Below are 25,015 nucleotides of genomic sequence, written 5' to 3'. Positions count from 1 at the left end.
GCCGAAGCCCTCAGCCTCAGGCCCTCAGCCTCAGGCCCTCACGAAGGTAACGCCGAGCACCCCCGGCTGTCATGCCCGTATCGGGATACGGTCATGACAGCCGGGGGCGAGGCCCCGAGGGGGAGTCCGGGGCTCATGGCCGGGGCTCATGGCCCCGGGGGTTCAGATGTCCGGCTCGGGCCGGTCACGCCTTCAGTGCCGCCGAGATCGACGCCGCGATCGGCGTCGTCGGCCGGCCGATCAGGCGGGAGAGGTCGCCGGAGGAGACGACCAGCTCGCCCTTCTCGATGGACGCGTCGACGCCCGCGAGGATCGCGGCGAACGGCTCGGGGAGCCCGGCGCCGGTGAGGATGCCGACGAGGGCGTCGACGGGGACGGGGTTGTTCGCGATCTCCTTGCCGGTCTGCCGGCTCAGCTCGGCCGCGTACTCGGCGAAGCTCCACGCGACGTCGCCGCCCAGCTCGTACGTCTTGTTCTCGTGGCCCTGCCCGGTCAGCGCGGCGACCGCGGCGGCGGCGTAGTCCGCGCGGGCCGCGGAGGAGACCCGGCCCTCCCCGGCGGCGTGGGTGACGGCGTTGTACTCCAGTACCGGGGCCAGCTGCTCGGTGTAGTTCTCGTTGTACCAGCCGTTGCGCAGCAGGACGTACGGCAGACCGGAGGCGAGCAGTGCCTCCTCGGTGCCCCGGTGGTCGTCCGCCAGCGCGGCCGTCAGGCTGCCCGGCGCGCTGGTGTACGCGAGCAGCGCGACCCCGGCCGCCTTCGCGGCGTCGATCACGACCTGGTGCTGGGCGACGCGGCCCTTGTCCACCTCGCTGCCGGAGATCAGCAGCACCTTGTCGCCGGCGGCGAACACGCCGTCGAAGGTCTCGGGGGCGCTGTAGTCGGCGACGGCGATCTTCACGCCGCGCGCCGCGAACCCGGCGGCCTTCTCCGCGCTGCGTACGACGGCCGTGATCTGCTCGGCCGGGACCTTCTCCAGCAGCCCTTCGATGACGAACTTGCCGAGGTTTCCGGTTGCTCCGGTGACGACGATGCTCATGGTGTGACTCCTCCAGGGGGGCGGGTACGCCACTAACCCTAAGTTGTGCGCTAACTGAATGAAAGTACCCACTTTGAAGTAAGGTACTGGCATGGTCGTAAGTGGTAAGAGGGACGCCGAGGGCATGTGCCCGTACCGCCTCGTCCTGGAACACGTCACCAGCCGCTGGGGCGTCCTCGTCCTGATCGAGCTGCTGGAGCGCCCCTACCGCTTCAGCGAGCTGCGCCGGGCCATCGGGCGCGTCAGCGAGAAGATGCTCACCCAGACCCTCCAGAACCTGGAGCGCGACGGCCTCGTCCATCGCGACGCCAAGCCCGTCATCCCGCCCCGCGTCGACTACTCCCTCACCGACCTCGGCCGGGAGGCCGCCGAACAGGTCCGCGCCCTGGCCGCCTGGACCGAGGACCGCATGGACGACGTGGAGCAGGCCCGCCGGACATACGACGAGGCCCGGGCCTGAAGCGGACCCGGGCCTCCAGGAGAACCGTACTCAGCCGACAACCGTCCAGGTGTCCCCGCCCGCCAGCAGTGCCGACAGGTCACCCTTGCCGAACTGTTCGACGGCGGTGTCGAGTTGGTCGGCCATCAGGGTGTCGTAGACGGGCCGTTCGACGGAGCGGAGGACGCCGATCGGGGTGTGGTGCAGCGTGTCCGGGTCGGCGAGGCGGGAGAGGGCGAAGGCGGTGGTCGGGGACGCGGCGTGGGCGTCGTGGACCAGGACCCGGGACTCGTTCTCGGGCGTGACGGTGACGACCTTGAGGTCGCCGGTGGCCTCGTCCCGTACGACGCCCCGCGCGCGGTCCGTCCCGAACCTGATCTGCTTGCCGTGTTCCAGGCGGATCACGGCCTCCTCGGCCTGCTGGCGGTCCTTCAGGGCCTCGAAGGCGCCGTCGTTGAAGATGTTGCAGTTCTGGTAGATCTCGACCAGGGCCGTGCCGGGGTGGGCGGCGGCCTGTCGGAGCACTTCCGTGAGGTGCTTGCGGTCGGAGTCCACGGTCCGCGCGACGAAGGACGCCTCCGCGCCGATGGCGAGTGACACCGGGTTGAAGGGGGCGTCGAGTGAGCCCATCGGCGTGGACTTGGTGATCTTGCCGACTTCGGAGGTGGGGGAGTACTGGCCTTTGGTGAGGCCGTAGATCCGGTTGTTGAACAGGAGGATCTTGAGGTTGACGTTGCGGCGCAGGGCGTGGATGAGGTGGTTGCCGCCGATGGAGAGGGCGTCGCCGTCGCCGGTGACGACCCAGACGGACAGATCGCGTCGGGAGGTGGCGAGGCCGGTGGCGATGGCGGGGGCGCGGCCGTGGATGGAGTGCATCCCGTAGGTGTCCATGTAGTACGGGAAGCGGGAGGAGCAGCCGATGCCGGAGACGAAGACGATGTTCTCCTTCGCCAGGCCGAGTTCGGGCATGAAGCCCTGTACGGCGGCAAGGATCGCGTAGTCGCCGCAACCGGGGCACCAGCGCACTTCCTGGTCGGACTTGAAGTCCTTCATGGACTGCTTGGCCTCGGCCTTCGGCACCAGCGACAGGGCCTCGACCGTGCCCGCGCCTGCGGTGCCTTCCGTGGACCTCTCAGCCATCGATGGCCTCCTTGAGAGCCGTGGCGAGCTGCTCCGCCTTGAACGGCATGCCGTTCACCTGGTTGTACGGCTGGGCGTCGACCAGGTACTTCGCCCGGACGAGGGTGGCGAGCTGCCCGAGGTTCATCTCGGGGATCACCACCTTGTCGTAACGCCTCAGCACCGTCCCGAGATTGCGCGGGAACGGGTTGAGATGCCGCAGATGGGCCTGCGCGATGGACTCCCCGGCCGTCCGCAGCCGCCGTACCGCCGCAGTGATCGGCCCGTATGTCGACCCCCAGCCCAGTACGAGCGTGCGCGCCTCGTGCGGGTCGTCGACGTCGACGTCGGGGACGTCGATCCCGTCGGTCTTCGCCTGCCGGGTCCGCACCATGAGGTCGTGGTTGGCCGGGTCGTAGGAGATGTTGCCGGTGCCGTCCTGTTTCTCGATGCCGCCGATGCGGTGTTCGAGCCCCGGCGTGCCCGGGACCGCCCACGGGCGGGCGAGGGTCTGAGGGTCGCGCTTGTAGGGCCAGAACGTCTCGGTGCCGTCGTCGAGCGTGTGGTTCGGCCCCTGGGCGAACTGCACGGTGAGGTCGGGGAGTTCGTCGGGCTCGGGGATGCGCCAGGGTTCGCTGCCGTTGGCCAGGTAGCCGTCGGAGAGCAGGAACACCGGCGTGCGGTACGTCAGTGCGATGCGGGCCGCCTCGATGGCGGCGTCGAAGCAGTCGGCGGGTGTGCGCGGCGCGACGACCGGGACCGGGGCCTCGCCGTTGCGTCCGTACATGGCCTGGAGCAGGTCGGCCTGCTCGGTCTTGGTCGGCAGCCCGGTGGAGGGGCCGCCGCGCTGGATGTCGATGACGAGGAGCGGCAGTTCGAGCGAGACGGCGAGTCCGATGGTCTCCGACTTGAGCGCCACACCCGGGCCGGAGGTCGTCGTGACCGCCAGGGAACCCCCGAACGCGGCCCCCAGTGCCGCCCCGATACCCGCGATCTCGTCCTCCGCCTGGAAGGTACGGACACCGAAGTTCTTGTGCCGGCTCAGCTCGTGCAGGATGTCCGAGGCCGGGGTGATCGGGTAGGAGCCCAGGTAGAGCGGCAGATCCGCCTGCCGGGAGGCGGCGATCAGGCCGTAGGACAGGGCCAGGTTCCCGGAGATGTTGCGGTAGGTGCCGGCGGGGAACGCCTGCGCGGCGGGCGCGACCTCGTAGCGGACGGCGAAGTCCTCGGTGGTCTCGCCGAAGTTCCACCCGGCGCGGAAGGCGGCGAGGTTGGCGGCGGCGATGTCGGGCTTCTTGGCGAACTTGGCGGCCAGGAACTTCTCGGTGCCCTCGGTTGGACGGTGGTACATCCAGGACAGGAGGCCGAGCGCGAACATGTTCTTGCTGCGCTCGGCCTCCTTGCGGGTGAGGTCGAATTCCTTGAGGGCCTCGACGGTGAGGGTGGTCAGCGGTACCGGATGGACGCTGTATCCGTCGAGTGAGCCGTCCTCCAGCGGGCTGGTCGGGTACCCGACCTTCTGCAAAGCCCGTTTGGTGAACTCGTCGGTGTTGACGATGATCTCCGCGCCGCGTGGTACGTCGCCGATGTTCGCCTTCAGTGCGGCCGGGTTCATCGCGACGAGCACATCGGGCGCGTCACCGGGGGTGAGGATGTCGTGGTCGGCGAAGTGCAGCTGGAAGCTGGACACACCCGGGAGGGTGCCGGCGGGGGCGCGGATCTCGGCGGGGAAGTTCGGCAGGGTGGAGAGGTCGTTGCCGAAGGAGGCCGTTTCGGAGGTGAAACGGTCACCGGTGAGCTGCATACCGTCACCGGAGTCGCCCGCGAACCGGATGATCACCCGATCGAGCCGACGGACGTCCTTCGTCCCCGTCGTTCTGCGCTGTTCCCTCAGTTCTCCCAGAGCGGCCTCGTCGGCCTGCTCCGCTGGGCTGCTGACCTGGCTGGTCACTGAACTGGACCTCCCTTGAGGCGGCTGTCCGGGAACGGCCGTCCCGCCGGCCCTCCCAAGACCAACCCTACGTCGGCGAGGGTGCCCTTCCCTCGCCCTTTCGCCTGATGGACGCTGTTTCGAGACTCTCGGGCACCCTGAATTGTCATGCTTTACCTGCCTGTGGTGCTTCCCGTGGAGCCACGGACCGCCGTTCGGTGGCTCTCCGTCGGACGGGGGGTGGGCGCGGGCTGGACGGGGGTGGGCGGGGGTTGGGCGAGGCCGGGCGGAGGCGAACGCCGATGGGTCGCGAGCCGACCCTCCCGACCGTCCCGATGGACCGCGAGTCGATCGATCACGAGCCGCCCGGCCCGCCGAACCGACCGGTCCGAGCCCCGATGTAACTGACACAGTGTCAGGTGATCATGAATTGAGGTAGGTGAGCACCGCCAGAACACGCCGATGGTCCCCGTCGCTCTGGGACAGCCCGAGCTTGAGAAAGATATTGCTGACGTGCTTCTCGACGGCACCGTCACTGACCACGAGCTGCCGGGCTATCGCGGAGTTCGTCCGCCCCTCCGCCATCAGCCCCAGCACCTCGCGCTCGCGCGGGGTGAGCCCCGCGAGCACGTGCTGCTTCCGGCTCCGCCCGAGCAACTGCGCGACCACCTCCGGGTCCAGCGCGGTACCGCCCCGCGCCACCCGTACGACCGCGTCCACGAACTCCCGCACCTCGGCCACCCGGTCCTTCAGCAGATACCCGACGCCGCGACTGGACCCCGCGAGCAGTTCGGTGGCGTACCGCTCCTCCACGTACTGCGACAGTACGAGCACCCCCAGCTCCCCGTGCTGCTTCCGCAGCTGTACGGCGGCCCGCACGCCCTCGTCCGTGTGCGTCGGCGGCATCCGTACGTCCGCCACGACCACGTCCGGGAGGTCTCCCTGGGCCGCGAGATCCGTGATCGTCTTGATCAGCGCCTCCCCGTCCCCGACCCCCGCCACGACCTCGTGCCCCCGGTCGGTCAACAGCCGCGTCAGCCCCTCCCTCAACAGCACCGAATCCTCGGCGATGACCACCCGCACGCTGTCCTCCACGCCTGATTCCCCCCACGGCAACCGACACCCACCCCCGCCGACCCTCGACCTCGGCCCGGCCCGCACAGCAGACACCAGCATTCCAGCATCGGACCGCCCAGGCGCTCCGACGACGAGAAAACAGGGGCAGGAAGCGGCTGTGAAGTGGCCGATTGCCATCCCTGTGCCGGCGAGGCAGGGGGCTCGCCCCCGGGCCGCGCCGTCGGAGGGGGGCACGGATACGCGCCGGGGTGAGACACGGAGGCGCGCCCAGGGACGAGAACCCCTGGACGCGCTTCTGGCACCACGGTCAGGGCCCCACCAGGCCGCGCTGCCGTCAGGCCACCTCCCTGGTTGTCTGCCGCGACAGGCAACGTCCGCCCCGTCGTGACGCCCGGCACGCCCTCTCACCGCACCGGCCGAAAGCCCATGCACCCGTCCGGTACAAGGCCTTCCGGCCGACACGCCGAGAGCACGCACCGGACGCCGCTCCTTGAGGGGCAAGCGCGCCTGCCGTGCCACGAGGCGGCCGTCGGGCACCGCGCTCAGCCCCCTCGGGTCGCCGCCACCTCTCAGGTCGCCGCCTCAGGTTCTCCTCTCGGGCCGCCACGATGAGGCCGCCCCTTCCCAGGCCGCCGCAAGGCACCGACCTCGGCCCACCGTCAGGCCCTCCCCGAGCCGGCGCTCGCAGCCCCGCTCCCTCGCGCCGCCCGCCACGGCAGCTCCGCCGTCACGCGTGTGGGGCCGCCGGCCGGTGAGTCGACGATCAGGATTCCGTCGACGGCACCGATCCGCTCGGCCAGCCCCGCGAGACCGGACCCGGACGCGGTGTCGGCGCCTCCCATGCCGTCGTCCATGACCTGGAGCATCAGCCGGTCCTCGACCTTCCACACATCCACGGTCGCGCGCGAAGCCCCCGCGTGCCCGCTCACGTTCTGGAGCAGCTCCGACACGGTGAAGTACGCGATCCCCTCGATCGCCGGCACCGGCCGCGCCGGCAGATCCACGTCCACCACCACCGGCACCGCACACCGCGAGGCGACCGCCGACAGCGCCGCGTCGAGCCCCCGGTCGGTGAGCACGGCCGGATGGATGCCCCGCGCCAGCTCCCGCAGCTCCCGCAACGCCGTCTTCACTTCCCCGTGCGCCGAGTCCACCATCACCGCCGCCGCCCGCGGATCCTCCGCCATCTTCTCCTGCGCCAGCCCCAGCTCCATGGCCAGCGCCGCCAGTCGAGCCTGCGCGCCATCGTGCAGATTCCGCTCGATACGCCGCAGATCGGCGGCAGCCGTGTCGACCACGACCCCCCGGTCCGACTCCAGCTCCACCACCCGCGCCCCCAGCCGCGACGGCCCGAGCAACGCGGTCACGCTCACCCGGTCGACCATCGTCAGCGCCCGCAGGATCCACGGGGTGGCCACGGTGAAGAGCAGCCCCACCAGTGCGGTCACGGTCACCTCGAACGGGTTGTCGAGGTACACGGAGTGCGTCTCGTCCCCGTACAGCTGCAACCCGTCCTGCCCGGCCCACACGGGGAAGACCCAGAACCACAGCGGATACGTCAGCAGCGCCCAGCCGTACGTCCAGAAGCTCACCGCCACCGCGAACGAGAACACGGACCACGGGAACTGCACGACCGCGTACAGCAGGTGCCGCCACGAGGACCCGCTGCGGAGCACGGCGCCCATCCACGCCATCGCCCCGCGCCCCTTCATGGGCAACGGCTCCGGCGGGTCCACCTCCACCCCGAGCAGCGCCCGCGCCCGCGCCCGCTCCAGCGCGCCGAACCCCCGGCACCCGGCCAGCCCCGCCGCCAGCACCGGCACCCCGAGGAAGGTGACCAGCAGGCCCGCGCCGACGGACAGCATCGTCACGGCGTACGTGAACAGCAGAATCCCGATCGGGAGCCCCAGCAGCACATATCCGAACTCCCGCCAGGTGCGTGCCTCGATCGGCGCCCGCAACCCGGCCGGCAGCCGATGCCGCCGCTCCCCGCCCCACCTCTCGTACCCGCGTCCGTACTCCGTGGCCATCGCCCTCGCCCGTCTCTGATCGTCCCGCACTTCGGATGCCGTACTCCCACAGTGCTCGCCCCCAGCCGCCCGGACCATGGAGCACATCGGCGTCTCGGCACGGGGGTTTTCCCCACCCCGCCCACCCCACCCGCCCCGGTCGGCCGGGCCGCGACGCACGGTCAGCGCCCATGCACGGCCCCGCCCCGCGACGCACCCGACCCCGCCCTCACCGCCACCCGGTCGACATCGATGTCGACGTCAACGCTCCCGCCACGGCAACTCCGCCGTGATCGTCGTCGGCCCGCCCACCGGTGACTCGATGACGAAGAGCCCGTCGACGGCGTCGAGCCGTTCCGCGAGGCCGGCGACGCCCGTGCCGCCGTTGAGGTCGGCCCCGCCGCAGCCGTCGTCCCAGACCTGGATCAGCAGCCGGTCGTCGGACCGCCAGACGTCCACGGCGGCCGACTTCGCCCCACTGTGCTTGCTGACGTTCTGCAGCAACTCGGACACGGTGAAGTACGCGATGCCCTCGATGGCGGCGGCGGGCCGGACGGCGAGATCGACGGTCACCTTCACCGGCGCGGTGCACCGCGAGGCGACCGCCGACAGCGCCGCGTCGAGCCCCCGGTCCGTCAGGACGGCCGGATGGATGCCCCGCGCCAGATCCCGCAGCTCCTGAAGCGCCAGCTTCACCTCGCCGTGCGCCTCCGCCACCATCGAGGCCGCCGCGTCGGGGTCCTCCAGCAACTTCTCCTTCGCCAGACCGAGCCCCATCGCCAGGTTCACCAGCCGCGCCTGCGCCCCGTCGTGCAGATCCCGCTCGATACGCCGCAGATCGGCCGCCGCGGTGTCGACGACGACCCCCCGGTCGGACTCCAGTTCGGCGATCCGGCGCTCCAGTTCGTCGGAGGGCGACAGCAGGCCGCGCACCATCGCCCGGTCCACGTTCGTCAGCCCGCGCACGATGTACGGCAGCACCGGCCACGCCACGAACAGCCCCGTGAGGGTGATGGCGAACGTCGCGACGCTCCACGGCATCCGAATCAGCTCGTAGAGCATCGAACGCCAGCCGACCGGATCCTTCACGCTCATCCACACCTGCGTGACGAACCCCTCGCCCGCCCGGCGGTTACGGAACGGCAGCGGGCTCGGCTCGTCCACCCGCACCCGCAGCAGCGTGCGGGCCCGCGCCCGCTCCAGTCGGCCCAGCTGCCGGGCGCCCATCAGCGCGGCGGCGAGCAGCGGGAAACCGATCACCGTCAGCGTCAGGAAGACACTGGTGGACAGCGCCGTCATCACATACACGAACCCGAACAGCGCCAACGGCAGGTTCGCCAGCAGATGCGCGATCTCCCGCCACGTCTGCCCCTCGAACGCGAACCGCGCGGGCGGCAGCGGCTCGGAAGGCGTGTGGCTGGCGGGCTCCGGACGGCTGTTCGACCGTCCGGAGCCGGTCGAGGAGGCGAGGGCATCGGTCATGCCGACCAGCCTGCCCGCCCGCCCCCGCCCGCGCCATGAGGCGGACCGCCCCGCAGCCCCGGGGAAAACCCCACCACGCCGTGCCGACCGGCCGAACCGGAACGGCCGGGCACGGCCGGGCCCGCGCCCCGGGGCGTGCCGAGCCGTGACGGGCTGCTTACGGTCTCCTTAGCAGGGCCTAGACTCCCGTGCGTACAGATCGTCGAACAGCGACCCACGTACAGCGTCCGTGTCGCCGTACGTACACGTCGCCAGGCCAGGGAGCGAGGGACGGACATGCCGGAACCGACCGTCGCCACAGCGGCGGACTACTTCGAGTCCTACTCGGTGGTCGGACTGCTCGCCGCCGTGGGCGTGCTCTTCGTCGCCGTCGCCTTCGGCGCGGGACGGCTGCTGCGGCCCGAGGTCCCCACGCGGGAGAAGCTCCTGACGTACGAGTGCGGCGTCGACCCGGTCGGCGAGGGCTGGGCCCACACCCAGGTCCGCTACTACGTCTACGCCTTCCTCTACGTCATCTTCGCCATCGACTCGATCTTCCTCTTCCCCTGGGCGACGGTCTTCGCCGACCCCGGCTACGGCGCGACGACGCTCGTCGAGATGTTCGTCTTCCTCGGCTTCCTGGCCGTGGGCCTGCTCTACGCGTACAAGAAGGGCGTCCTGGCATGGACGTGAACCCCGCGGAACCCGTTCTCCTCCCGGAGCCGAAGCGGCTGGGCGCCCTAGCCCGCCTCGCCCCCGAGCCGATGAAGGTGATCCTCAACTGGGGCCGCCGGTACTCCCTCTGGGTCTTCAACTTCGGCCTCGCCTGCTGCGCGATCGAGTTCATCGCCGCGTCCATGGCCCGCCACGACTTCATCCGCCTCGGCGTCATCCCCTTCGCCCCGGGCCCGCGCCAGGCCGACCTGATGGTCGTCTCCGGCACGGTCACGGACAAGATGGCCCCGGCCGTGAAGCGCCTGTACGAGCAGATGCCGGAGCCCAAGTACGTCATCTCCTTCGGCGCCTGCTCCAACTGCGGCGGCCCCTACTGGGACTCCTACTCCGTCACCAAGGGCGTCGACCAGATCATCCCGGTCGACGTCTACGTCCCCGGCTGCCCGCCCCGCCCCGAGGCCCTCCTCCAGGGCATCCTGAAACTCCAGGAGAAGATCTCCCGAGAGTCCCTGAGCGAGCGCTACGGGAACGGCCCCGGTACGGGGACGGGGGCCGCGGCAGGGTCCCGCCCGTCGCCGGCGGCCCTGCAGAGCGACTTGGTCAAGCCGCCGTCGGCCGCGCCCGGCGGCGGGACGAGTACCGGTGCCGGGGAGGGTGACGAGTGACAGGTTGGCTGCCCGCCCCCGCCGAGGAACTCTTCGGCCCCGAGGCCACGGCCGAGGAGTCGTACGCCGTCCTCACCGTGGACGTCCCGCCCGCATCCTGGACGGAGGCCCTGCGCACGGCCCGTTCCACCCTGGGTTGCACCTACTTCGACTGGCTCAGCGCGGTCGACGAACCGGGCACGGGCTTGCGCGTGTCGGCCCACGTGGTCGCCCTGGACCCCGTCCGACGTCTCCTCGTCCGTACGACGGTCCCGCACGAGTCCCCGGTCCTGCCCACCGCCGTGGACATCTACGCCGGCGCGGCCTGGCACGAACGCGAGACCCACGAAATGTTCGGTGTCCGCTTCGAGGGCCATCCCGCCCTGGACCACCTTCTCCTCCCCGAGAACTTCGAGGGCCACCCCCTCCGCAAGGACTTCGTCCTCGCCGCGCGCGTCGCCAAGGCCTGGCCAGGTGCCAAGGAACCGGGCGAGTCCGAACACGGCGCCCCCAAACGCCGCCAGATGCTCCCACCCGGCGTCCCCGACCCCAACGAATGGGGCCCTCTCAAGGGCCAACTCCCCCCGGCCCCCGCCCGCCCCGCCCGAGGCCCCGCCGACCGCCCGGCCCGCCGAGCCCGCTCGGCAAACGAAGACTCGGCCGGCCGGCCCTCCACTGAAGACCCCGAAGCCCCCGCCACCACCCCACGCCGCACCCGCTCGGCATCGCAGGGTTCGGCGAGCCAGGTGGGGGGTGGTCCGGTGCGGGATGGGTCGGCTGCTCCGGGGTCGCCGCGTCGCACCCGTTCGGCGGCCGAGGGCTCCGCGAGCCAGACCGCGACGGGTACGGCCCGTGACGGTGCCGACAGCCCTACGGCCCCGCGCCGCGCGCGCAGCGCGAGCGAGGGCTCAGCCACGCAACGGTCCCGGACCGCAGCGGGGCCCTCCCCAGCAGAGCCCCCGGCCGCCGGATCGCGGACCGCTGCCGGGGAGCAGCCGGCGTCCGAGGAGCGCACCGCTCCCGGAGACCGGGCCACCTCCGCGGAGCCGGGTGCCGCATCGGAGCAGCAGCCGGCCCCCGGCCACCAGCCGCCCCCCGCTGAGCCAACGCCTCCGGCCGCACCGCGCCGCTCCCGCAGCGCGTCCGAAGGCCCGGCGAGCCGACGCACGCCCCCCGCAGAGTCCTCCGGCCCCGCCGAGCCCACCGCACGTCCGCGCCCTGCGCGCCCCGCCCCGCGCAGCGCGGACGCGCCTTGGCACCACGCGCGCCCCGCCTTCGACGAGCCGGACGCCGTACCCCGCGCCAAGGCAGCCCCGGACGAGGCCGAGACCGTCGAGCCCGCTTCCGCCCTCGACTCCGACGCGGCCGACTCAGCCGGGCGCACCCCCGCTCCCGGCACCCCACCGCAGCGACCCAAGTCACCCGGCACACCCCCGGACGAGGCCCCTCCCGGCGAAAGCCCCGACGGCGGCACACCTGACGACACCGACGCGCCCGCCGACGAGACCCCCGACCCCGAACCTCCCAACCTCGAACCCCCTACAGGAGGCCGGCAGTGAACGACGCTCTGGACGTCGCCCTGCGACTCCTCCTCGTCTTCGTCGTCTTCCTCACCTTCCCCCTGATCATCGGCCAGACCGAACACAAGGTGATGGCCCACATGCAGGGCCGCCTGGGCCCCATGTACGCCGGCGGCTTCCACGGCTGGGCCCAACTCGTCGCGGACGGCGTGAAGTTCGCACAGAAGGAAGACGTCGTCCCGGCCGGAGCCGACCGTCGCATCTTCCAACTCGCCCCGGCCGTGGCCCTCCTCCCCTACCTCCTCGTCCTCCTCGCCATCCCGATCGGTCCGGGCGAGGGCGCCGTCGGCACGGTCATCGACGCGGGCATCTTCTTCGTCCTCGCCGTGATGGGCGTAGGCGTCCTCGGTTCACTCATGGCCGGCTGGGCCTCCGCGAACAAGTTCTCCCTCCTCGGCGGCCTCCGCACCGCCGCCCAACTCCTCGCGTACGAACTCCCGATGCTGCTCACCGCCGCCTCGGTGGCGATGGCGGCCGGCACGGTCTCCCTCGTCGGCATCCTCGACGCGTTCGAGTGGTGGTGGCTGCCCTGGCAGATCGTCGGCGCGATCGTCTTCTTCGTCGCCGGCCTCGCCGAACTCCAGCGCCCCCCGTTCGACATGCCCGTCGCCGACTCGGAGATCATCTTCGGCGCCTACACCGAGTACACCGGCCTCCGCTTCGCCCTGTTCCTCCTCGCCGAGTACGCCGGAATCGTCCTCCTGTGCGGCCTGACCACCGTCCTCTTCCTCGGCGGCTGGCACGGCCCCTGGGGCGCCGACGGCCTCGGCTGGGTCTGGACCCTCCTGAAAACCGCCGTCCTCGCCTTCCTCGTCATCTGGCTCCGCGTCACCTACCCCCGCCTGCGCGAGGACCAGCTCCAGAAGCTCTCCTGGACCCTCCTCGTCCCACTCTCCCTCGCCCAGATCGCCCTCACCGGCGTCGTCAAGGTGGTGATCCGGTAACCATGTCCCGCCCGTCGCCCGACCAGCACCCCTCGACGACGCCCTCCGGGCGGCCCCGTCCGTCGATCCCCGGTTCCGGCCTGGCCAAGGGTCTGGCCGTCACCCTCCGCACGATGACGAGGAAGACCGTCACCGAGCAGTACCCGGACGTCCAGCCCGCACTCCCGCCCCGCACCCGTGGCGTCATCGGTCTCTTCGAGGAGAACTGCACGGTCTGCATGCTGTGCGCCCGCGAGTGCCCGGACTGGTGCATCTACATCGACTCCCACAAGGAGACGGTCCCGCCCGCCGCCCCCGGCGGTCGCGAGCGCAGCCGCAACGTCCTCGACCGCTTCGCCATCGACTTCTCCCTCTGCATGTACTGCGGTATCTGCATCGAGGTCTGCCCCTTCGACGCACTCTTCTGGTCCCCGGAGTTCGAGTACGCCGAGACCGACATCCACGAACTCACCCACGAACGCGACAAGCTCCGCGAGTGGATGTGGACGGTCCCCTCCCCACCCGCCCTGGACCCCTCGGCCGAAGAACCCAAGGAACTTGCCGCAGCCCGCAAATCCGCCGAGAAGCTGGCGGCGGCCCAGGCCGAGCCGAACGAGAGCCGGGGAGGGGAGTCGTGATCCTCGCCCAGCCACCCCACGGCTTTCTCTCCCCGACCGGCGTCGAGATCGCCTTCCTCCTCGTCGGCCTGGTCACCTTGGGCGCGGCGATCGTCACCGTCACCACCCGGCAGCTGGTGCACGCCGCCCTGTGGCTGGTGGTGGCGCTCGGCGGTCTCGCCGTCGAGTACCTCCTGCTCACCGCCGAGTTCATCGCCTGGGTGCAGGTCCTCATCTACGTCGGTTCCGTCGTCGTCCTCCTCCTGTTCGGTCTGATGCTCACCAAGGCCCCCATCGGCCGCTCCCCGGACGCCGACTCCGGCAACCGCTGGGCCGCCCTCACCGTGGCCGTCTCCTCGGCCGCCGCCCTCGTCTGGGTCGTCGTCGACGCCTTCCGCACCACCTGGATCGACCTCGACGGCCCCGCCGCCGGCTCCACGAGGACCACCGGCGAAAGCCTCTTCCAGAACTGGGTGCTCCCCTTCGAGGCCCTCTCCGTCCTCCTCCTCGCCGCCCTGGTCGGCGCGATCGTCCTCTCCCGCAAGGCCAAGACGAACGCCGACCCGGCCAAGGCATCCGGCGCACCCAGGCCGGGCACAGAGACCAAGGGGTCGAAGGGGCTCGACGAATCCAAGGAACCCGAGGGATCCGAGGGATCCAAGGGAGGCGTCCGCTGATGCACCTCGCCTATCCCGTCGTGCTCTCCGCCCTCCTGTTCTGCACGGGCCTGTACGGCGTCCTCGCCCGCCGCAACGCGATCCTCGTCCTGATGTCGGTCGAGCTGATGCTCAACGCCGTCAACCTCAACCTCGTCGCCTTCGACGTCTGGCTCAGCAAGGCCGCCGAGGAGACCCTGCACTCCGGCCAGGCCCTGACCCTGTTCACCATCACCATCGCCGCCGCCGAGATCGGCATCGGCCTGGCGATCGTCCTCGCCGTCCACCGCAACCGGGGCACCGCGGACATCGACAAGCTCCGCGACACCGCCGAGGGCCGCGAGACCGACGATCCCGACGCCCCCGACGAGGCCACCGCCACGGCCGACCCGTCCGGCCGGAGCGAGAAGGCCGAGGCCACCGCGTGACCACGACCACCCTCGCCGTCCTCGTCCCCCTCCTCCCGTTCCTCGGCGCCGCCGCCGGCCTGCTCCTCGGCCGCACCGCCCCCGGCTTCGTCCGCCCCCTCGCCGTACTGCCCACCCTCGCGGCCTTCGCCCTGGCCGCACTGGTCGCCGTCCGCCACGGCGGCGACAGCCCGGTCGACGCGGCCACCCAGCTCACCCCCACCGGCTCGGTCCCCGTCGAACTCGCCCTGCACATCGACGGCTTCGCCGCCCTCGTCGCCGTCCTGGTCGGCCTGGTCGCGACCTGTGTGCAGATCTACTCGACGGGCTATCTGCGCGACGACCCCCGCTACCCCTCCTACGCCGCCCTCGTCTCCCTCTTCACCTCCGCGATGCTCCTCGTCGTCTACTCCGGCGACCTGATGGTGCTCCTGGTCGGCTGGGAGATCATGGGTATCTGCTCGTACTTCCTGGTCGGCCACTACTGGGAGACCCCGCAGGCCCGCGCCGCCTCCCTCAAGGCATTCCTGGTCACCAAGCTCGGTGACGTCCCCTTCCTGATCGGTCTGTTCGCCCTCGCAGGGGACGCCGGTTCCTTCCGCATCACCCGGATCCTCGACACGGTCGCCGGCGGCGGCGTCGACCACCCCACCCTGATCGCCCTGCTGCTCCTGGCCGGTGTCGCGGGCAAGTCCGCCCAGTTCCCGCTGCACACCTGGCTCCCCGACGCGATGGCGGGCCCCACGCCCGTCTCCGCGCTGATCCACGCCGCGACGATGGTCGCCGCCGGTGTCTACTTCGTCGCGCGCCTCCTCCCGCTCTTCGCCGCCTCCTCGGCGGCCCTGGTCGTCCTCGCCGTCATGGCCGCGCTCACCATGGCGGGCTCGGCGCTCGCCGCCCTCGCCCAGGACGACATCAAGCGCGTCCTCGCCTACTCGACGATCGGCCAGCTCGGCTACATGACCGGGGCCCTCGCCGTCGGTGACCGAGGAGCCGCCGTCTTCCACCTCCTCTCCCACGGCGCCTTCAAGGCGCTGCTGTTCCTCGCGGCCGGCGTGATCATCCACGCCGCCGGCACCAACTCCCTGGCCGCCATGTCCCGCATGAGCCACCTGCGCGCCCGCGTCCCGGACGCCTTCTGGACGATGACCGTGGCGCTGCTCGCCCTCGCCGCGATCCCGCCCTTCAGCGGGTTCTTCTCCAAGGAGTCCGTCCTCGGCGCCGCCGAGCACGCCGCCACCGGCCACGCCGAGCACATCCCCGGCGCCGCCGGCTGGACCGTCCTCGTCGCCGGCGTCCTCACCGCCCTGCTCACCGCCGCGTACGCCACTCGGCTGTGGCTGCTCGCCTTCCACGGCAAGGGCGCCGAAGCCCCCGACCACGGTCGCCAGCCGCGCACCATGACCGTCGTGCTGTGGGTGCTCGCCGTCCCGTCCCTCGCCCTCGGCGCACTCGCCTACGGCAGACTCCCCGACTGGTTCGACGGCGACGATCTGGCCCCCACCCTCACCACGTCCGTCCTCGGCACGGGCGTCGCCCTGATCGGAGCCCTGGTGACCTACGCGGCCTGGCGGCACACCACGGCGGCAGCTGCCCGCGCGCCCCTCGGCGCGGTCGCGGCCCACCCCGAGGCGGACGCCGCCACGGTCGAGGCGGAGGCCATTGCCAGCCACACCCCCGCCTACGGGAACGTGGCCTCGGCACCCGACCCGGCGGACCCGGGCCGCCTCCTGCTCGGCCCGCTGCACCGCCACGCCGCCGCCGGCTTCCACATCGACGCCGTCTACACGGCCCTCTTCGTCCGCCCGGTCCAGGCCGGCGCGAGTCTCGTCCGGTTCCTCGACCGCGAGGTCGTCGACACCTACGTACACGGCGCGGGCGCCCTGCCCCGCCTGCTGGGCGCGGCTGTCCGCCGGGCCCAGACCGGCAATGTGCAGACCTATGTGAGCGCGCTGCTCGCCGGCACCGTCGTCCTGGTGGTCGCCGCCCTCGTCGTCGCCACGGGAGCGTGAGCAGGCGTGATCGATATCAACGAGTCCGTGATGCAGTTCCTTCTGGCGTTCGTCGTCGTCGGCCCGCTCATCGGCGCCGCCGCCGCTCTCCTGCCGGCGCCGCCCGGACTGAAGGGAAAGTCACCCGAGCAGGCCGTACTCCGCCACGGCATGACCGTGACCGGCGCGGTCCTCATCGCCGCGATCGCCATCGCGCTCGGCTTCGACCACGACCAGCCGTCGAAGATGCAGGCCACCACGGACATCAGCTGGATCCCCGCACTCGACGTGCGCATCCACCTCGGAATCGACGGAATCTCCCTCCCCCTCCTGGTCCTGACCGCGCTGCTGACCTTCCTCTGCGCGCTCTACTCCTACTTCAAGATGCCTGCGGGCCCGTCCCCGAAGGCATTCGTCGCCCTGCTGCTCGTCCTCGAATCCGGCACCCTCGCGACCTTCGCCGTCCTCGACCTGCTGCTGTTCTTCCTCGCGTTCGAGATGGTGCTCATCCCGATGTACTTCCTCATCGCCCGCTGGGGCGGCGAGGAACGCACGCGGGCCGCTTGGAAGTTCATCCTCTACACCCTGCTCGGTTCCGTGGTCATGCTGCTCGGCCTGCTCCTGATCGGACTCAGGGCGGGCACATTCGACATGGTGGCACTCGCCACTGACAATCACCCTGAGCTGACCACATCCGTGCAGGTCATCGCCGTTCTGTCGATCGGGATCGGCCTCGCGGTGAAGACCCCGATGTGGCCGCTGCACAGCTGGCTGCCGGACGCCCACACAGCCGCCCCGACCGTCGGCTCGGTCCTGCTGGCGGGCGTCCTGCTGAAGATGGGCACCTACGGTTTCGTCCGCATCCTGCTGCCGATCACACCCGACGGGTTCCGTACCTTCGCGCCGTACCTCGCCGCCCTCGCGGTCGTCGGCATCATCTACGGTTCGCTGGCCTGCCTCGCCCTCGCCAAGCAGGGCGCGAAGGGCGACCTCAAGCGCCTCATCGCGTACTCCTCCGTCGGCCACATGGGCTTCGTGCTCCTCGGTATCGCCACGATGACCCCGACCGGCGTCAACGGCGCGCTCTTCGCGAACATCGCGCACGGTCTCATCACCGGCCTGCTTTTCTTCCTGGTCGGCGCGTTGAAGGACCGCACCGGCACCACCGACCTGGACACCCTCGCGCAGGAGACCGGCGCCGCCCTCTACGGCAGGGCCCCGCGCCTCGGCGGCCTGCTCGCCTTCGCCGCCGTCGCCTCCCTCGGCCTGCCCGGTCTGGCCGGGTTCTGGGGCGAGATGCTGGCGCTGTTCGGAGCGTTCCGGCCCGCCGAGGGCCTCAGCCGCCCGGCCTTCCTCACCTTCATGACGATCGCCGCGTTCGGCACGCTCCTCACCGCCGCGTATCTGCTGATCGTGGTCCGCCGCGTCTGCATGGGCGCCACCCCCAAGGAAGGGACGCGGCTCGCCGACGTACAGACGTACGAGTTCGCGGCCTGGACCCCGCTCGTCGCCCTCACCGTCCTCGCCGGCCTCTGGCCCGCGGCCCTCCTCGGTCTGACCGATCCGGCCGTGCAGCAGCTCCTCGCAGGAGGCATCCGTTGAGCGTCCTGGCCCAGCCGCCGACCCAGGCCCTGGCCGAGTCCGTCGTCCAGTCCGTCGACTGGCTCGTGATCGCGCCGCCCACCATCGCCGCGGTCGCCGGCCTCGCCGTGCTCGTCGCCGACCTCTTCGTGGGCGACAAGCGGAAGCCCCTCCTCGGCTGGACCTCCGTCGCGGGCCTCGCCGTCTCCCTGCTGGCCCTCGTACCCCTTCTGGACGGCGACCGCGCCACCTTCTGCCTGACCGGCACCCCGGACGTCTGCAGCTACACCGCCGACCGCTTCACCCTCGTCGTCCAGTTGCTCGTCCTCGGCGGGGCCCTCGTCGCCGCCCTGCTGTCGATGACGGCCCTGAACGACGAAAAGAAGGAACTCCCCGAAGGGGAGTTCTGGTTCCTGCTGCTGTCCTCCGCCGCCGGTGCCGCCCTCCTGCCCGCCTCCCGCGACCTCGCGACCCTCATCGTCGCCCTGGAGGTCGCCTCCCTGCCGGCCTTCGCCCTCGTCGGTATCCGGAACGGCGACAAGCGGTCCTCCGAGGCGGCCCTGAAGTTCTTCCTGTCGTCCGTCACCGCCACGGCCGTCAGCCTGCTGGGCGTCAGCTTCCTCTACGCCACCACCGGCACCCTGTACCTCACCGAGATCGCCGAGCGGATCCAGGACGTCGACGGCCAACTGCACACCCTCACGCAGGCCGGCGTCGTCCTCACCCTCATCGGCTTCGCCTTCAAGACGGCCGCCGTACCGTTCCACTTCTGGGTCCCCGACACCTACGTGGGCGCCCCCCTGCCGGTAGCCGCCTACCTCTCGGTCGTCGGCAAGGCGGTCGGCTTCTCCGGCCTGATCCTCGTCACCGTCGTCGCCCTCCCGTCGTACGCCGACGTCTGGGGACCCGCCCTCGCCGCACTGGCCGCCCTCACCATGACCGTCGGCAACGTCGGCGCCCTGCGGCAGCAGTCCACGCGCGCCCACAGCGCGGTCCGGCTGCTCGCCTGGTCCTCTGTCGGCCAGGCCGGCTACCTCCTGGTGCCGATCGCGGCGGCGGCATACGCCGAGAACACCGACGACGCCGAGAAGACCATCGGCTCCACCGTCGCCTACGCCCTGATGTACGCGGCCGTGAACCTCGGCGCCTTCGCCGTCGCCGCCCTCGTCGGCCGTACGAAGACCCTCAACCGCGTCAGCGACTACCGGGGCCTGTACGCGTCGAGCCCCCTGCCCGCCCTGCTCCTGGCCTTCTTCCTCCTCTGCCTCGCCGGGCTGCCGCCGGGCATCATCGGCCTGTTCGCCAAGGTCACCGTCTTCTCGGCGGCCGTCGACGCCGGCCTCGGCTGGCTCGCCGTCGTCATGGCCGTCAACGTCGTGATCGCCCTCTTCTACTACCTCCAGTGGACCGCCCTGCTGTTCCGCGCCCCCGAAGGCGACAGCGCCGGCGCCCTGCCGCATCGCGTCCCGGCACCACTGACGGCCGCCCTCGCCCTGACCGGGATCGTCGGCATCGCCCTCTCCGGCGCACCCCAGCTCGTCCTGCGCTTCGCCGACACCAGCCTCTTCTGACGAGCCCGCCTTCACCCGGCCGGCCCACCGGTCGGGCCGCGTGCACAAGGGAACTAGTACTCCCCGCCTGGCGTTGACCGGTACGGGAGAGTCCACTGAGAAGTGGAGTCGACAGCAACAGCAGGCAAAGGGTTCCCCTGCCGCACGACTTGGAGGGCGTACCGTGCACCGCCGGCACAACGGGCTCAGGACCGCCGTACTCCTCGGGGGGCTGTCCGCACTCATCATCGGCATAGGAAGCTTCTTCGGCCGCACGGGCCTGCTCGTCGCGGTCCTCATCGCCCTCGGCACGAACGCGTACGCGTACTGGAACAGCGACAAGCTCGCTCTACGCGCGATGCGTGCCCGCCCGGTGAGCGAGTTCGAGGCCCCGGCGCTGTACCGCATGGTCCGCGAGCTCTCCACCCAGGCCCGCCAGCCCATGCCCCGCCTGTACATCTCCCCGACGGATGCCCCGAACGCGTTCGCGACCGGCCGCAACCCCCGCAACGCGGCCGTGTGCTGTACCGACGGCATCCTCCGCCTGCTCGACGAGCGAGAGCTGCGCGGCGTCATCGGCCACGAGCTGAGCCATGTCTACAACCGCGACATCCTGATCTCGACGGTCGCCGGCGCCCTCGCCTCCGTGATCATGTTCCTGGTGAACTTCGCCTGGCTGATCCCCATCGGTCGCTCGGACGACGACGACGGCCCCGGCCTCCTCGGCATGCTGCTGGTCATGATCCTGGGTCCGCTCGCCGCGAGCCTCATCCAGCTCGCGATCAGCCGCTCCAGGGAGTACGAGGCGGACGCCTCCGGCGCCCAGCTCACCGGCGACCCTCTGGCCCTCGCCAGTGCCCTTCGCAAACTGGAAGCGGGAACCAAGCAGCTCCCGCTGCCCCCCGAGCCCCGGATCGAGACCGCGAGCCACATGATGATCGCGAACCCCTTCCGGCCGGGCCGGGGCTTCTCCAGAATGTTCTCGACACACCCGCCGATGGCGGAACGCATCGCCCGACTCGAGAAGATGGCAGGTCGCCCCCAGTGAAGACCATTCTCAACATCATCTGGCTGATCCTCAGCGGCTTCTGGCTCTTCCTCGGCTACCTGTTCGCAGGCTTGCTTCTGTGCATCACGATCATCGGCATCCCGTTCGGCATCGCGTCGTTCCGCATCGGCATCTACGCCCTGTGGCCCTTCGGATACACCGCGGTCGAGCGCCGAGACGCGGGCGCGCCCTCCTGCTTCGGCAACATCCTGTGGCTGGTCCTGGCGGGCTGGTGGCTGGCGCTGACCCACATCTTCACGGGTATCGCGCTCTGCATCACGATCATCGGCATCCCATTCGGCATCGCCAACTTCAAGCTCGTCCCGGTCTCGCTGATGCCGCTGGGCCGCGAGATCGTCCGCTCCGACCAGCCCTTCGCCCAGCAGCGCTGGTAGAGCGGAGCGCCCGGGAGGGCGGGGCAGCCGCAGCGGCCGAGGGGCGTCCCGCTGCCCTACACGTTCAGCGGCTCCGCCCAGCCCACCACCGCCGTACGCCGTACGTGACCGCCCCCACGCCCAGTACGGCCAGGCCCGAGCCAACCGACACCCCGGGCAGCGCGAAGGCGAGGACCACGCACCCGACGAGCCCGACCACCGGCACGATCCGTGCGACGGGCGCCGGACTCAGGGTCCAGGCGGACGCGTTGGCGACGGCGTAGTAGGCGAGGACTCCGAAGGAGGAGAACCCGATGGCGCCCCGCACGTCGACCGTGGCGGCCAGGAGGGCGACCACGGCACCGACGGCGAGCTCCGCCCGGTGCGGCACCCTGAAGCGGGGATGGACGGCGGCCAGGGCGCTGGGGAGGTGCCGGTCCCGGGCCATGGCGAGGGTCGTGCGCGAGACGCCCAGGACGAGTGCCAGCAGCGACCCGAGCGCGGCCACGGCCGCCCCCACCCGCACCACGGGCACCAACCCCGGCGCCCCGGCCGCCCGTACCGCGTCGGCCAGCGGAGCCGTGGCCCGCCCCAACCCGTCGGAACCCAGCACGGACAGGACCGCGACGGCGACGGCCGCGTACACGACCAGCGCGATGCCCAGCGCCAGCGGGATCGCCCGCGGGATGGTCCGCGCCGGGTCCCGTACCTCCTCGCCCAGGGTCGCGATCCGCGCGTACCCGGCGAACGCGAAGAACAGCAGCCCGGCCGCCTGCAGCACCCCGCCCACACCCCCCGACGCCCCGCTGCCCAACCGCCCGGCATCCGACGCGCCGGACCCCAGGCACACGACCACCACGGCGGCGAGGACCGCCAGCACCACGGCCACGATCGCCCGCGTCAGCCCGGCCGACTTCTGTACACCGCCGTAGTTCACGGCCGTCAGCGCCACCACGGCCGCGACCGCGACGGCGTGCGCCTGCCCCGGCCACACGTACGCGCCCACGGTGAGCGCCATCGCCGCGCACGAGGCCGTCTTGCCGACGACGAACGACCAGCCGGCCAGATACCCCCAGAAGTCCCCGAGCCGCTCACGCCCGTACACATACGTGCCGCCCGACGCCGGATACACGGCCGCCAGCCGCGCCGACGACATCGCGTTGCAGTACGCGACCACGGCGGCCACCCCGAGCCCGAGCAGCAGCCCGGACCCGGCAACGCGTGCGGCGGGGCCCGGCGCCACGAAGACGCCCGCGCCGACCATCGACCCCAGCCCGATGACAACGGCGTCCCCGACCCCGAGCCTGCGGCGCAGCCGGGCATCCGATCCAGCCTGTGTCATGGACCGCACCCTACTGATCGGTGCAACCGGCAGACGTCAACGAGACGTCCTCCACGACAACGGGGCACGACAACAGGGCGCGACACCACGGCACCTGGCCTCTGTGGGGGGAAACACAGCACAGGTACAGCACGAAAGGGCAGGTTCACGGCATGAGCATCATCGGCTGGATCATTCTGGGGCTGTTGGCCGGCGCCATCGCCAAGTTCCTGCTGCCGGGCCGGGACCCGGGCGGCTTCCTGGGCACCACCCTCATCGGCGTGGCGGGCGCCTTCACCGGCGGCTGGATCTCCGCCCGCTGGCTGGACCACCCGATCTCCAGGGACTTCTACGACGGCGCCACCTGGGCGGCGGCGATCGGCGGTTCCCTGGTCCTGCTGATCGCCTACCGCCTCCTGTTCGGTCACTCCCGCCGCTGAGCACCTACGCCCCCACCACCCCGAACCCGCAGTCGGCAGCGAAAAAGGGTGGGCACCCGGCCGAACCCGGATGCCCACCCTTCCACTTACGACTCCGACCACCGGCGGGTCACCGGTAGTTGACGAACTGCACCGCGAAGTCGAAGTCCTTGCCCTTGAGGAGGGCGATCACGGCCTGCAGGTCGTCGCGGCTCTTGGAGCTGACGCGGAGTTCGTCGCCCTGGACCTGGGCCTTGACGCCCTTGGGGCCCTCGTCGCGAATGATCTTCGCCACCTTCTTGGCATTCTCCTGGGAGATGCCCTCCTCGATCGACGCGAAGATCTTGTACTCCTTGCCGGACAGCTGGGGCTCACCCGCGTCCAGGGCCTTGAGGGAGATCCCGCGCTTGATCAGCTTGGACTGGAAGACGTCGAGGACGGCCTTCACCCGCTCCTCGGAGTTCGCCTCCATCAGGATCTTCTCGCCGGACCACGAGATCGAGGCGCCGACGCCCTTGAAGTCGTAGCGCTGAGAGATCTCCTTGGCGGCCTGGTTGAGGGCGTTGTCGACCTCCTGCCGCTCGACCTTCGAGACGATGTCGAAACTGGAGTCGGCCATGTCCTGTGGCTCCTTGTATCGGGGTGTCGGGGGGCTTGTCGGGACCATCGGGTGCGTATCGGCGCGCGCGGTAGACGACCGCCGAGCCCGGCGTATGTCCCGGACCGCATCCGGACAAGCCTAGCCACCCGGCCCCCTGCGAGTACTGATCAATCAGGTGGCGAAGCACCCCTGGGCATCAGGTATCGTTTACGTCGTCGCCACGGAGCACCGCCGAAAAGCGGTTCCGAAGGGCGGCAGATCCCAGGCGGTGTGCCCGAGTGGCCAATGGGAGCGGACTGTAAATCCGTCGGCTTAGCCTACCCAGGTTCGAATCCTGGCGCCGCCACGTGGATGGAAGCCCCTTCCGGACTGTGAGAGCAGTTCGGGAGGGGCTTCTTCGTTCGCGTGTACGACCGGGGGCGCGACGGATGCGGGGAGTCCGCACGGCCCGCGGGGCACACTGACCGCATGTCATCGCGTCGCAGGAGCTGCCCCGAGTGCCGTCGTGAGATCGCCGTCGTGGCGGGGCGGTTCGCACGGCACGATCCGCCGGGGGCGAGCGGGGTCCTGGTGTCGTGTCCCGGGTCGCGCAGGCCGGCCCGGATCGGGGCGGCCCAGCCCGCGCTCGACGGGTTCGTCGTTCCCGACTTCCCTGGTCAGCTGCCGCTGTTCTGACGCGGGGCTCCGCCGTTCAGTTGCCCGCCACCGACTTCACGGCCACCGACACCGGCGTCGAGCCGCTGACGAGCTCCAGGGTCAGGCCGGCGGTCGCCGGGGTGTCGAGGAGTTCGGCGAGGGTGGCGGCCACGTCGTCGCGGGGGACGGGGCCGCGCCCCGTGGACACCTCCAGACGTACGAGACCGGTGCCGGCGTCGTCGGTGAGCATGCCGGGGCGCAGGATCGTCCAGTCCAGGGCCTCCAGGCCGCGCACATACGCGTCGGCCTCGCCCTTCGCCCGCCGGTAGACGTCGAAGACCTCGTCGCCCTCGTGCTCCGGGTCCGCGCCCATGGACGAGACGATGACATGACGTCGTACGCCCGCCCGGACCGCGGCGTCCGCGAACAGGACCGCGGCGGCGCGGTCGACCGTGTCCTTGCGGGCCGCCCCGCTGCCCGGACCGGCGCCCGCCGCGAACACGGCGGCGTCCGCGCCCCGCAGATGAGCGGCGACCTCCTCCACCGAGGCCGACTCCAGATCGCACAGCACCGGTTCGGCACCGGCCGCGCGCAGCTCGTCGGCATGTTCGGTGCGGCGGATGAGCCCCGCGACCTCGTTCCCGCGCGCGGCGAGCAGCCGCTCCAGGCGCAGCGCGATCTGACCATGACCTCCAGCGATGACAATGCGCATGTCTTCGACCGTACGCCCGAACGGACGCGTTCGCCGCGCAACCTCCGGCTGCCCCAGGCGTCTCAACCATGTTCGCCGTCCCGGCGAGCGCCAAAACCGCAGGGGGACACATCACCGCCATACGCGAAGTCACGCGCGACACCGTCGTACGCACGTCCCTGGCGCGCGCATCCGCCGCCGGGACGCCCGTCGCCCGTCGTGCCTTA

At 71.2% G+C, this 25,015-nt stretch carries 24 protein-coding genes and 1 tRNA gene; 16 read left to right on the top strand and 9 right to left on the bottom strand.

What is annotated here, in order from left to right; translation table 11 throughout:
• Positions 1–184: 184 nt before the first annotated feature.
• The gene (locus WBG99_RS13715) at positions 185–1,039 is read right to left on the bottom strand and encodes an SDR family oxidoreductase (protein WP_338896587.1); all 855 of its coding nucleotides are present in this window, start codon (positions 1,037–1,039) and stop codon (positions 185–187) included.
• A gap of 91 nt (positions 1,040–1,130) precedes the next feature.
• Here WBG99_RS13715 and WBG99_RS13710 point away from each other — a divergent pair, with 91 nt between their 5' ends.
• Complete coding sequence (locus WBG99_RS13710; RefSeq protein ID WP_338896586.1) at positions 1,131–1,499, top strand: helix-turn-helix domain-containing protein; 369 nt, start codon at positions 1,131–1,133, stop codon at positions 1,497–1,499.
• 30 nt (positions 1,500–1,529) lie between these two features.
• Here the strand turns inward: WBG99_RS13710 and WBG99_RS13705 are convergent, their stop codons facing one another.
• The 5 genes from WBG99_RS13705 to WBG99_RS13685 form a co-directional block, all read right to left on the bottom strand.
• Entirely contained in the window at positions 1,530–2,618 is a 1,089-nt protein-coding gene (locus WBG99_RS13705) for a 2-oxoacid:ferredoxin oxidoreductase subunit beta (protein ID WP_338896585.1), read from the bottom strand.
• The gene (locus WBG99_RS13700) at positions 2,611–4,548 is read right to left on the bottom strand and encodes a 2-oxoacid:acceptor oxidoreductase subunit alpha (protein ID WP_338896584.1); all 1,938 of its coding nucleotides are present in this window, start codon (positions 4,546–4,548) and stop codon (positions 2,611–2,613) included. Before WBG99_RS13700 ends, WBG99_RS13705 begins: the two co-directional genes overlap by 8 nt.
• 402 nt (positions 4,549–4,950) lie before the next feature.
• On the bottom strand, positions 4,951–5,610 hold the full coding sequence (locus tag WBG99_RS13695; protein ID WP_338900331.1) for a response regulator transcription factor: 660 nt from the start codon (positions 5,608–5,610) through the stop codon (positions 4,951–4,953).
• Positions 5,611–6,263: 653 nt separating this feature from the next.
• Positions 6,264–7,634: a sensor domain-containing protein gene (locus WBG99_RS13690; protein ID WP_338896583.1), complete on the bottom strand. Its 1,371-nt coding sequence runs from the start codon at positions 7,632–7,634 to the stop codon at positions 6,264–6,266.
• A 240-nt stretch (positions 7,635–7,874) separates the two neighbouring features.
• Positions 7,875–9,095: a sensor domain-containing protein gene (locus WBG99_RS13685; RefSeq protein ID WP_338896582.1), complete on the bottom strand. Its 1,221-nt coding sequence runs from the start codon at positions 9,093–9,095 to the stop codon at positions 7,875–7,877.
• A gap of 276 nt (positions 9,096–9,371) precedes the next feature.
• Here WBG99_RS13685 and WBG99_RS13680 point away from each other — a divergent pair, with 276 nt between their 5' ends.
• The 12 genes from WBG99_RS13680 to WBG99_RS13625 all read left to right on the top strand — a co-directional run bounded on the left by WBG99_RS13680 (position 9,372) and on the right by WBG99_RS13625 (position 21,141).
• Positions 9,372–9,767 (top strand): NADH-quinone oxidoreductase subunit A, encoded by a 396-nt coding sequence (locus WBG99_RS13680; RefSeq protein ID WP_338896581.1) that lies wholly within the window; start codon positions 9,372–9,374, stop codon positions 9,765–9,767.
• A complete protein-coding gene (locus WBG99_RS13675) occupies positions 9,758–10,414 on the top strand; it encodes an NADH-quinone oxidoreductase subunit B family protein (RefSeq protein ID WP_338896580.1) in 657 nt (218 codons plus the stop codon). Before WBG99_RS13680 ends, WBG99_RS13675 begins: the two co-directional genes overlap by 10 nt.
• Complete coding sequence (locus WBG99_RS13670) at positions 10,411–11,952, top strand: NADH-quinone oxidoreductase subunit C (RefSeq protein ID WP_338896579.1); 1,542 nt, start codon at positions 10,411–10,413, stop codon at positions 11,950–11,952. The genes WBG99_RS13675 and WBG99_RS13670 overlap by 4 nt, the downstream gene beginning before the upstream one ends.
• The gene (locus WBG99_RS13665) at positions 11,949–12,917 is read left to right on the top strand and encodes a complex I subunit 1 family protein (RefSeq protein ID WP_338896578.1); all 969 of its coding nucleotides are present in this window, start codon (positions 11,949–11,951) and stop codon (positions 12,915–12,917) included. The genes WBG99_RS13670 and WBG99_RS13665 overlap by 4 nt, the downstream gene beginning before the upstream one ends.
• 113 nt (positions 12,918–13,030) lie before the next feature.
• Complete coding sequence (locus WBG99_RS13660) at positions 13,031–13,534, top strand: NADH-quinone oxidoreductase subunit I (protein WP_338900330.1); 504 nt, start codon at positions 13,031–13,033, stop codon at positions 13,532–13,534.
• The gene (locus WBG99_RS13655) at positions 13,531–14,190 is read left to right on the top strand and encodes an NADH-quinone oxidoreductase subunit J (protein ID WP_338896577.1); all 660 of its coding nucleotides are present in this window, start codon (positions 13,531–13,533) and stop codon (positions 14,188–14,190) included. Before WBG99_RS13660 ends, WBG99_RS13655 begins: the two co-directional genes overlap by 4 nt.
• Entirely contained in the window at positions 14,190–14,597 is a 408-nt protein-coding gene (gene nuoK, locus WBG99_RS13650; protein ID WP_338896576.1) for an NADH-quinone oxidoreductase subunit NuoK, read from the top strand. The genes WBG99_RS13655 and nuoK overlap by 1 nt, the downstream gene beginning before the upstream one ends.
• Entirely contained in the window at positions 14,594–16,588 is a 1,995-nt protein-coding gene (locus tag WBG99_RS13645; protein WP_338896574.1) for an NADH-quinone oxidoreductase subunit L, read from the top strand. Before nuoK ends, WBG99_RS13645 begins: the two co-directional genes overlap by 4 nt.
• A gap of 6 nt (positions 16,589–16,594) precedes the next feature.
• Positions 16,595–18,169 (top strand): NADH-quinone oxidoreductase subunit M, encoded by a 1,575-nt coding sequence (locus WBG99_RS13640; protein WP_338896573.1) that lies wholly within the window; start codon positions 16,595–16,597, stop codon positions 18,167–18,169.
• Complete coding sequence (locus tag WBG99_RS13635; protein WP_338896572.1) at positions 18,166–19,719, top strand: NADH-quinone oxidoreductase subunit N; 1,554 nt, start codon at positions 18,166–18,168, stop codon at positions 19,717–19,719. Before WBG99_RS13640 ends, WBG99_RS13635 begins: the two co-directional genes overlap by 4 nt.
• A 163-nt stretch (positions 19,720–19,882) precedes the next feature.
• Complete coding sequence (gene htpX / locus WBG99_RS13630; protein ID WP_338896571.1) at positions 19,883–20,746, top strand: zinc metalloprotease HtpX; 864 nt, start codon at positions 19,883–19,885, stop codon at positions 20,744–20,746.
• On the top strand, positions 20,743–21,141 hold the full coding sequence (locus WBG99_RS13625; RefSeq protein ID WP_338896570.1) for a YccF domain-containing protein: 399 nt from the start codon (positions 20,743–20,745) through the stop codon (positions 21,139–21,141). The genes htpX and WBG99_RS13625 overlap by 4 nt, the downstream gene beginning before the upstream one ends.
• A gap of 64 nt (positions 21,142–21,205) precedes the next feature.
• Here the strand turns inward: WBG99_RS13625 and WBG99_RS13620 are convergent, their stop codons facing one another.
• Positions 21,206–22,462, bottom strand: coding sequence for an APC family permease (locus tag WBG99_RS13620; protein ID WP_338896569.1), 1,257 nt, complete (start codon positions 22,460–22,462; stop codon positions 21,206–21,208).
• Between the two features lie 152 nt (positions 22,463–22,614).
• Between WBG99_RS13620 and WBG99_RS13615 the strand changes: the two genes are divergently transcribed.
• Positions 22,615–22,881 carry a GlsB/YeaQ/YmgE family stress response membrane protein gene (locus tag WBG99_RS13615; protein ID WP_338896568.1) on the top strand — a complete coding sequence of 89 codons (267 nt, stop codon included), beginning with the start codon at positions 22,615–22,617 and terminating at the stop codon, positions 22,879–22,881.
• 109 nt (positions 22,882–22,990) lie between these two features.
• Here WBG99_RS13615 and WBG99_RS13610 read toward each other — a convergent pair whose 3' ends face one another.
• The gene (locus WBG99_RS13610; RefSeq protein WP_338896567.1) at positions 22,991–23,479 is read right to left on the bottom strand and encodes a YajQ family cyclic di-GMP-binding protein; all 489 of its coding nucleotides are present in this window, start codon (positions 23,477–23,479) and stop codon (positions 22,991–22,993) included.
• Between the two features lie 246 nt (positions 23,480–23,725).
• On the opposite strand from WBG99_RS13610, the gene WBG99_RS13605 reads away from it, so the two are divergent.
• Together WBG99_RS13605 and WBG99_RS13600 are read left to right on the top strand one after the other, a co-directional pair.
• Positions 23,726–23,807 (top strand) — tRNA-Tyr (locus WBG99_RS13605).
• A gap of 122 nt (positions 23,808–23,929) precedes the next feature.
• On the top strand, positions 23,930–24,136 hold the full coding sequence (locus WBG99_RS13600) for a hypothetical protein (RefSeq protein ID WP_338896566.1): 207 nt from the start codon (positions 23,930–23,932) through the stop codon (positions 24,134–24,136).
• 16 nt (positions 24,137–24,152) lie between these two features.
• On the opposite strand, the gene WBG99_RS13595 is transcribed toward WBG99_RS13600, so the two are convergent.
• On the bottom strand, positions 24,153–24,809 hold the full coding sequence (locus tag WBG99_RS13595) for an NAD(P)H-binding protein (RefSeq protein WP_338896565.1): 657 nt from the start codon (positions 24,807–24,809) through the stop codon (positions 24,153–24,155).
• Between the last annotated feature and the right edge of the window lie 206 nt (positions 24,810–25,015).

The sequence above is a fragment of the Streptomyces sp. TG1A-60 genome (assembly GCF_037201975.1).
Lineage (GTDB): Bacteria > Actinomycetota > Actinomycetes > Streptomycetales > Streptomycetaceae > Streptomyces.
Note: the sequence above shows the minus strand (reverse complement) of the source record. Positions and strands in the feature narration are given on the sequence as shown.

Coding starts and splice junctions, on each gene's coding strand:
- WBG99_RS13715 (WP_338896587.1), bottom strand. CDS start 1,039: ATGAGCATCGTCGTCACCGGAGCAACCGGAAACCTCGGCAAGTTCGTC.
- WBG99_RS13710 (WP_338896586.1), top strand. CDS start 1,131: ATGGTCGTAAGTGGTAAGAGGGACGCCGAGGGCATGTGCCCGTACCGC.
- WBG99_RS13705 (WP_338896585.1), bottom strand. CDS start 2,618: ATGGCTGAGAGGTCCACGGAAGGCACCGCAGGCGCGGGCACGGTCGAG.
- WBG99_RS13690 (WP_338896583.1), bottom strand. CDS start 7,634: ATGGCCACGGAGTACGGACGCGGGTACGAGAGGTGGGGCGGGGAGCGG.
- WBG99_RS13685 (WP_338896582.1), bottom strand. CDS start 9,095: ATGACCGATGCCCTCGCCTCCTCGACCGGCTCCGGACGGTCGAACAGC.
- WBG99_RS13680 (WP_338896581.1), top strand. CDS start 9,372: ATGCCGGAACCGACCGTCGCCACAGCGGCGGACTACTTCGAGTCCTAC.
- WBG99_RS13675 (WP_338896580.1), top strand. CDS start 9,758: ATGGACGTGAACCCCGCGGAACCCGTTCTCCTCCCGGAGCCGAAGCGG.
- WBG99_RS13660 (WP_338900330.1), top strand. CDS start 13,031: ATGACGAGGAAGACCGTCACCGAGCAGTACCCGGACGTCCAGCCCGCA.
- nuoK (WP_338896576.1), top strand. CDS start 14,190: ATGCACCTCGCCTATCCCGTCGTGCTCTCCGCCCTCCTGTTCTGCACG.
- WBG99_RS13620 (WP_338896569.1), bottom strand. CDS start 22,462: ATGACACAGGCTGGATCGGATGCCCGGCTGCGCCGCAGGCTCGGGGTC.
- WBG99_RS13615 (WP_338896568.1), top strand. CDS start 22,615: ATGAGCATCATCGGCTGGATCATTCTGGGGCTGTTGGCCGGCGCCATC.
- WBG99_RS13610 (WP_338896567.1), bottom strand. CDS start 23,479: ATGGCCGACTCCAGTTTCGACATCGTCTCGAAGGTCGAGCGGCAGGAG.
- WBG99_RS13600 (WP_338896566.1), top strand. CDS start 23,930: ATGTCATCGCGTCGCAGGAGCTGCCCCGAGTGCCGTCGTGAGATCGCC.
- WBG99_RS13595 (WP_338896565.1), bottom strand. CDS start 24,809: ATGCGCATTGTCATCGCTGGAGGTCATGGTCAGATCGCGCTGCGCCTG.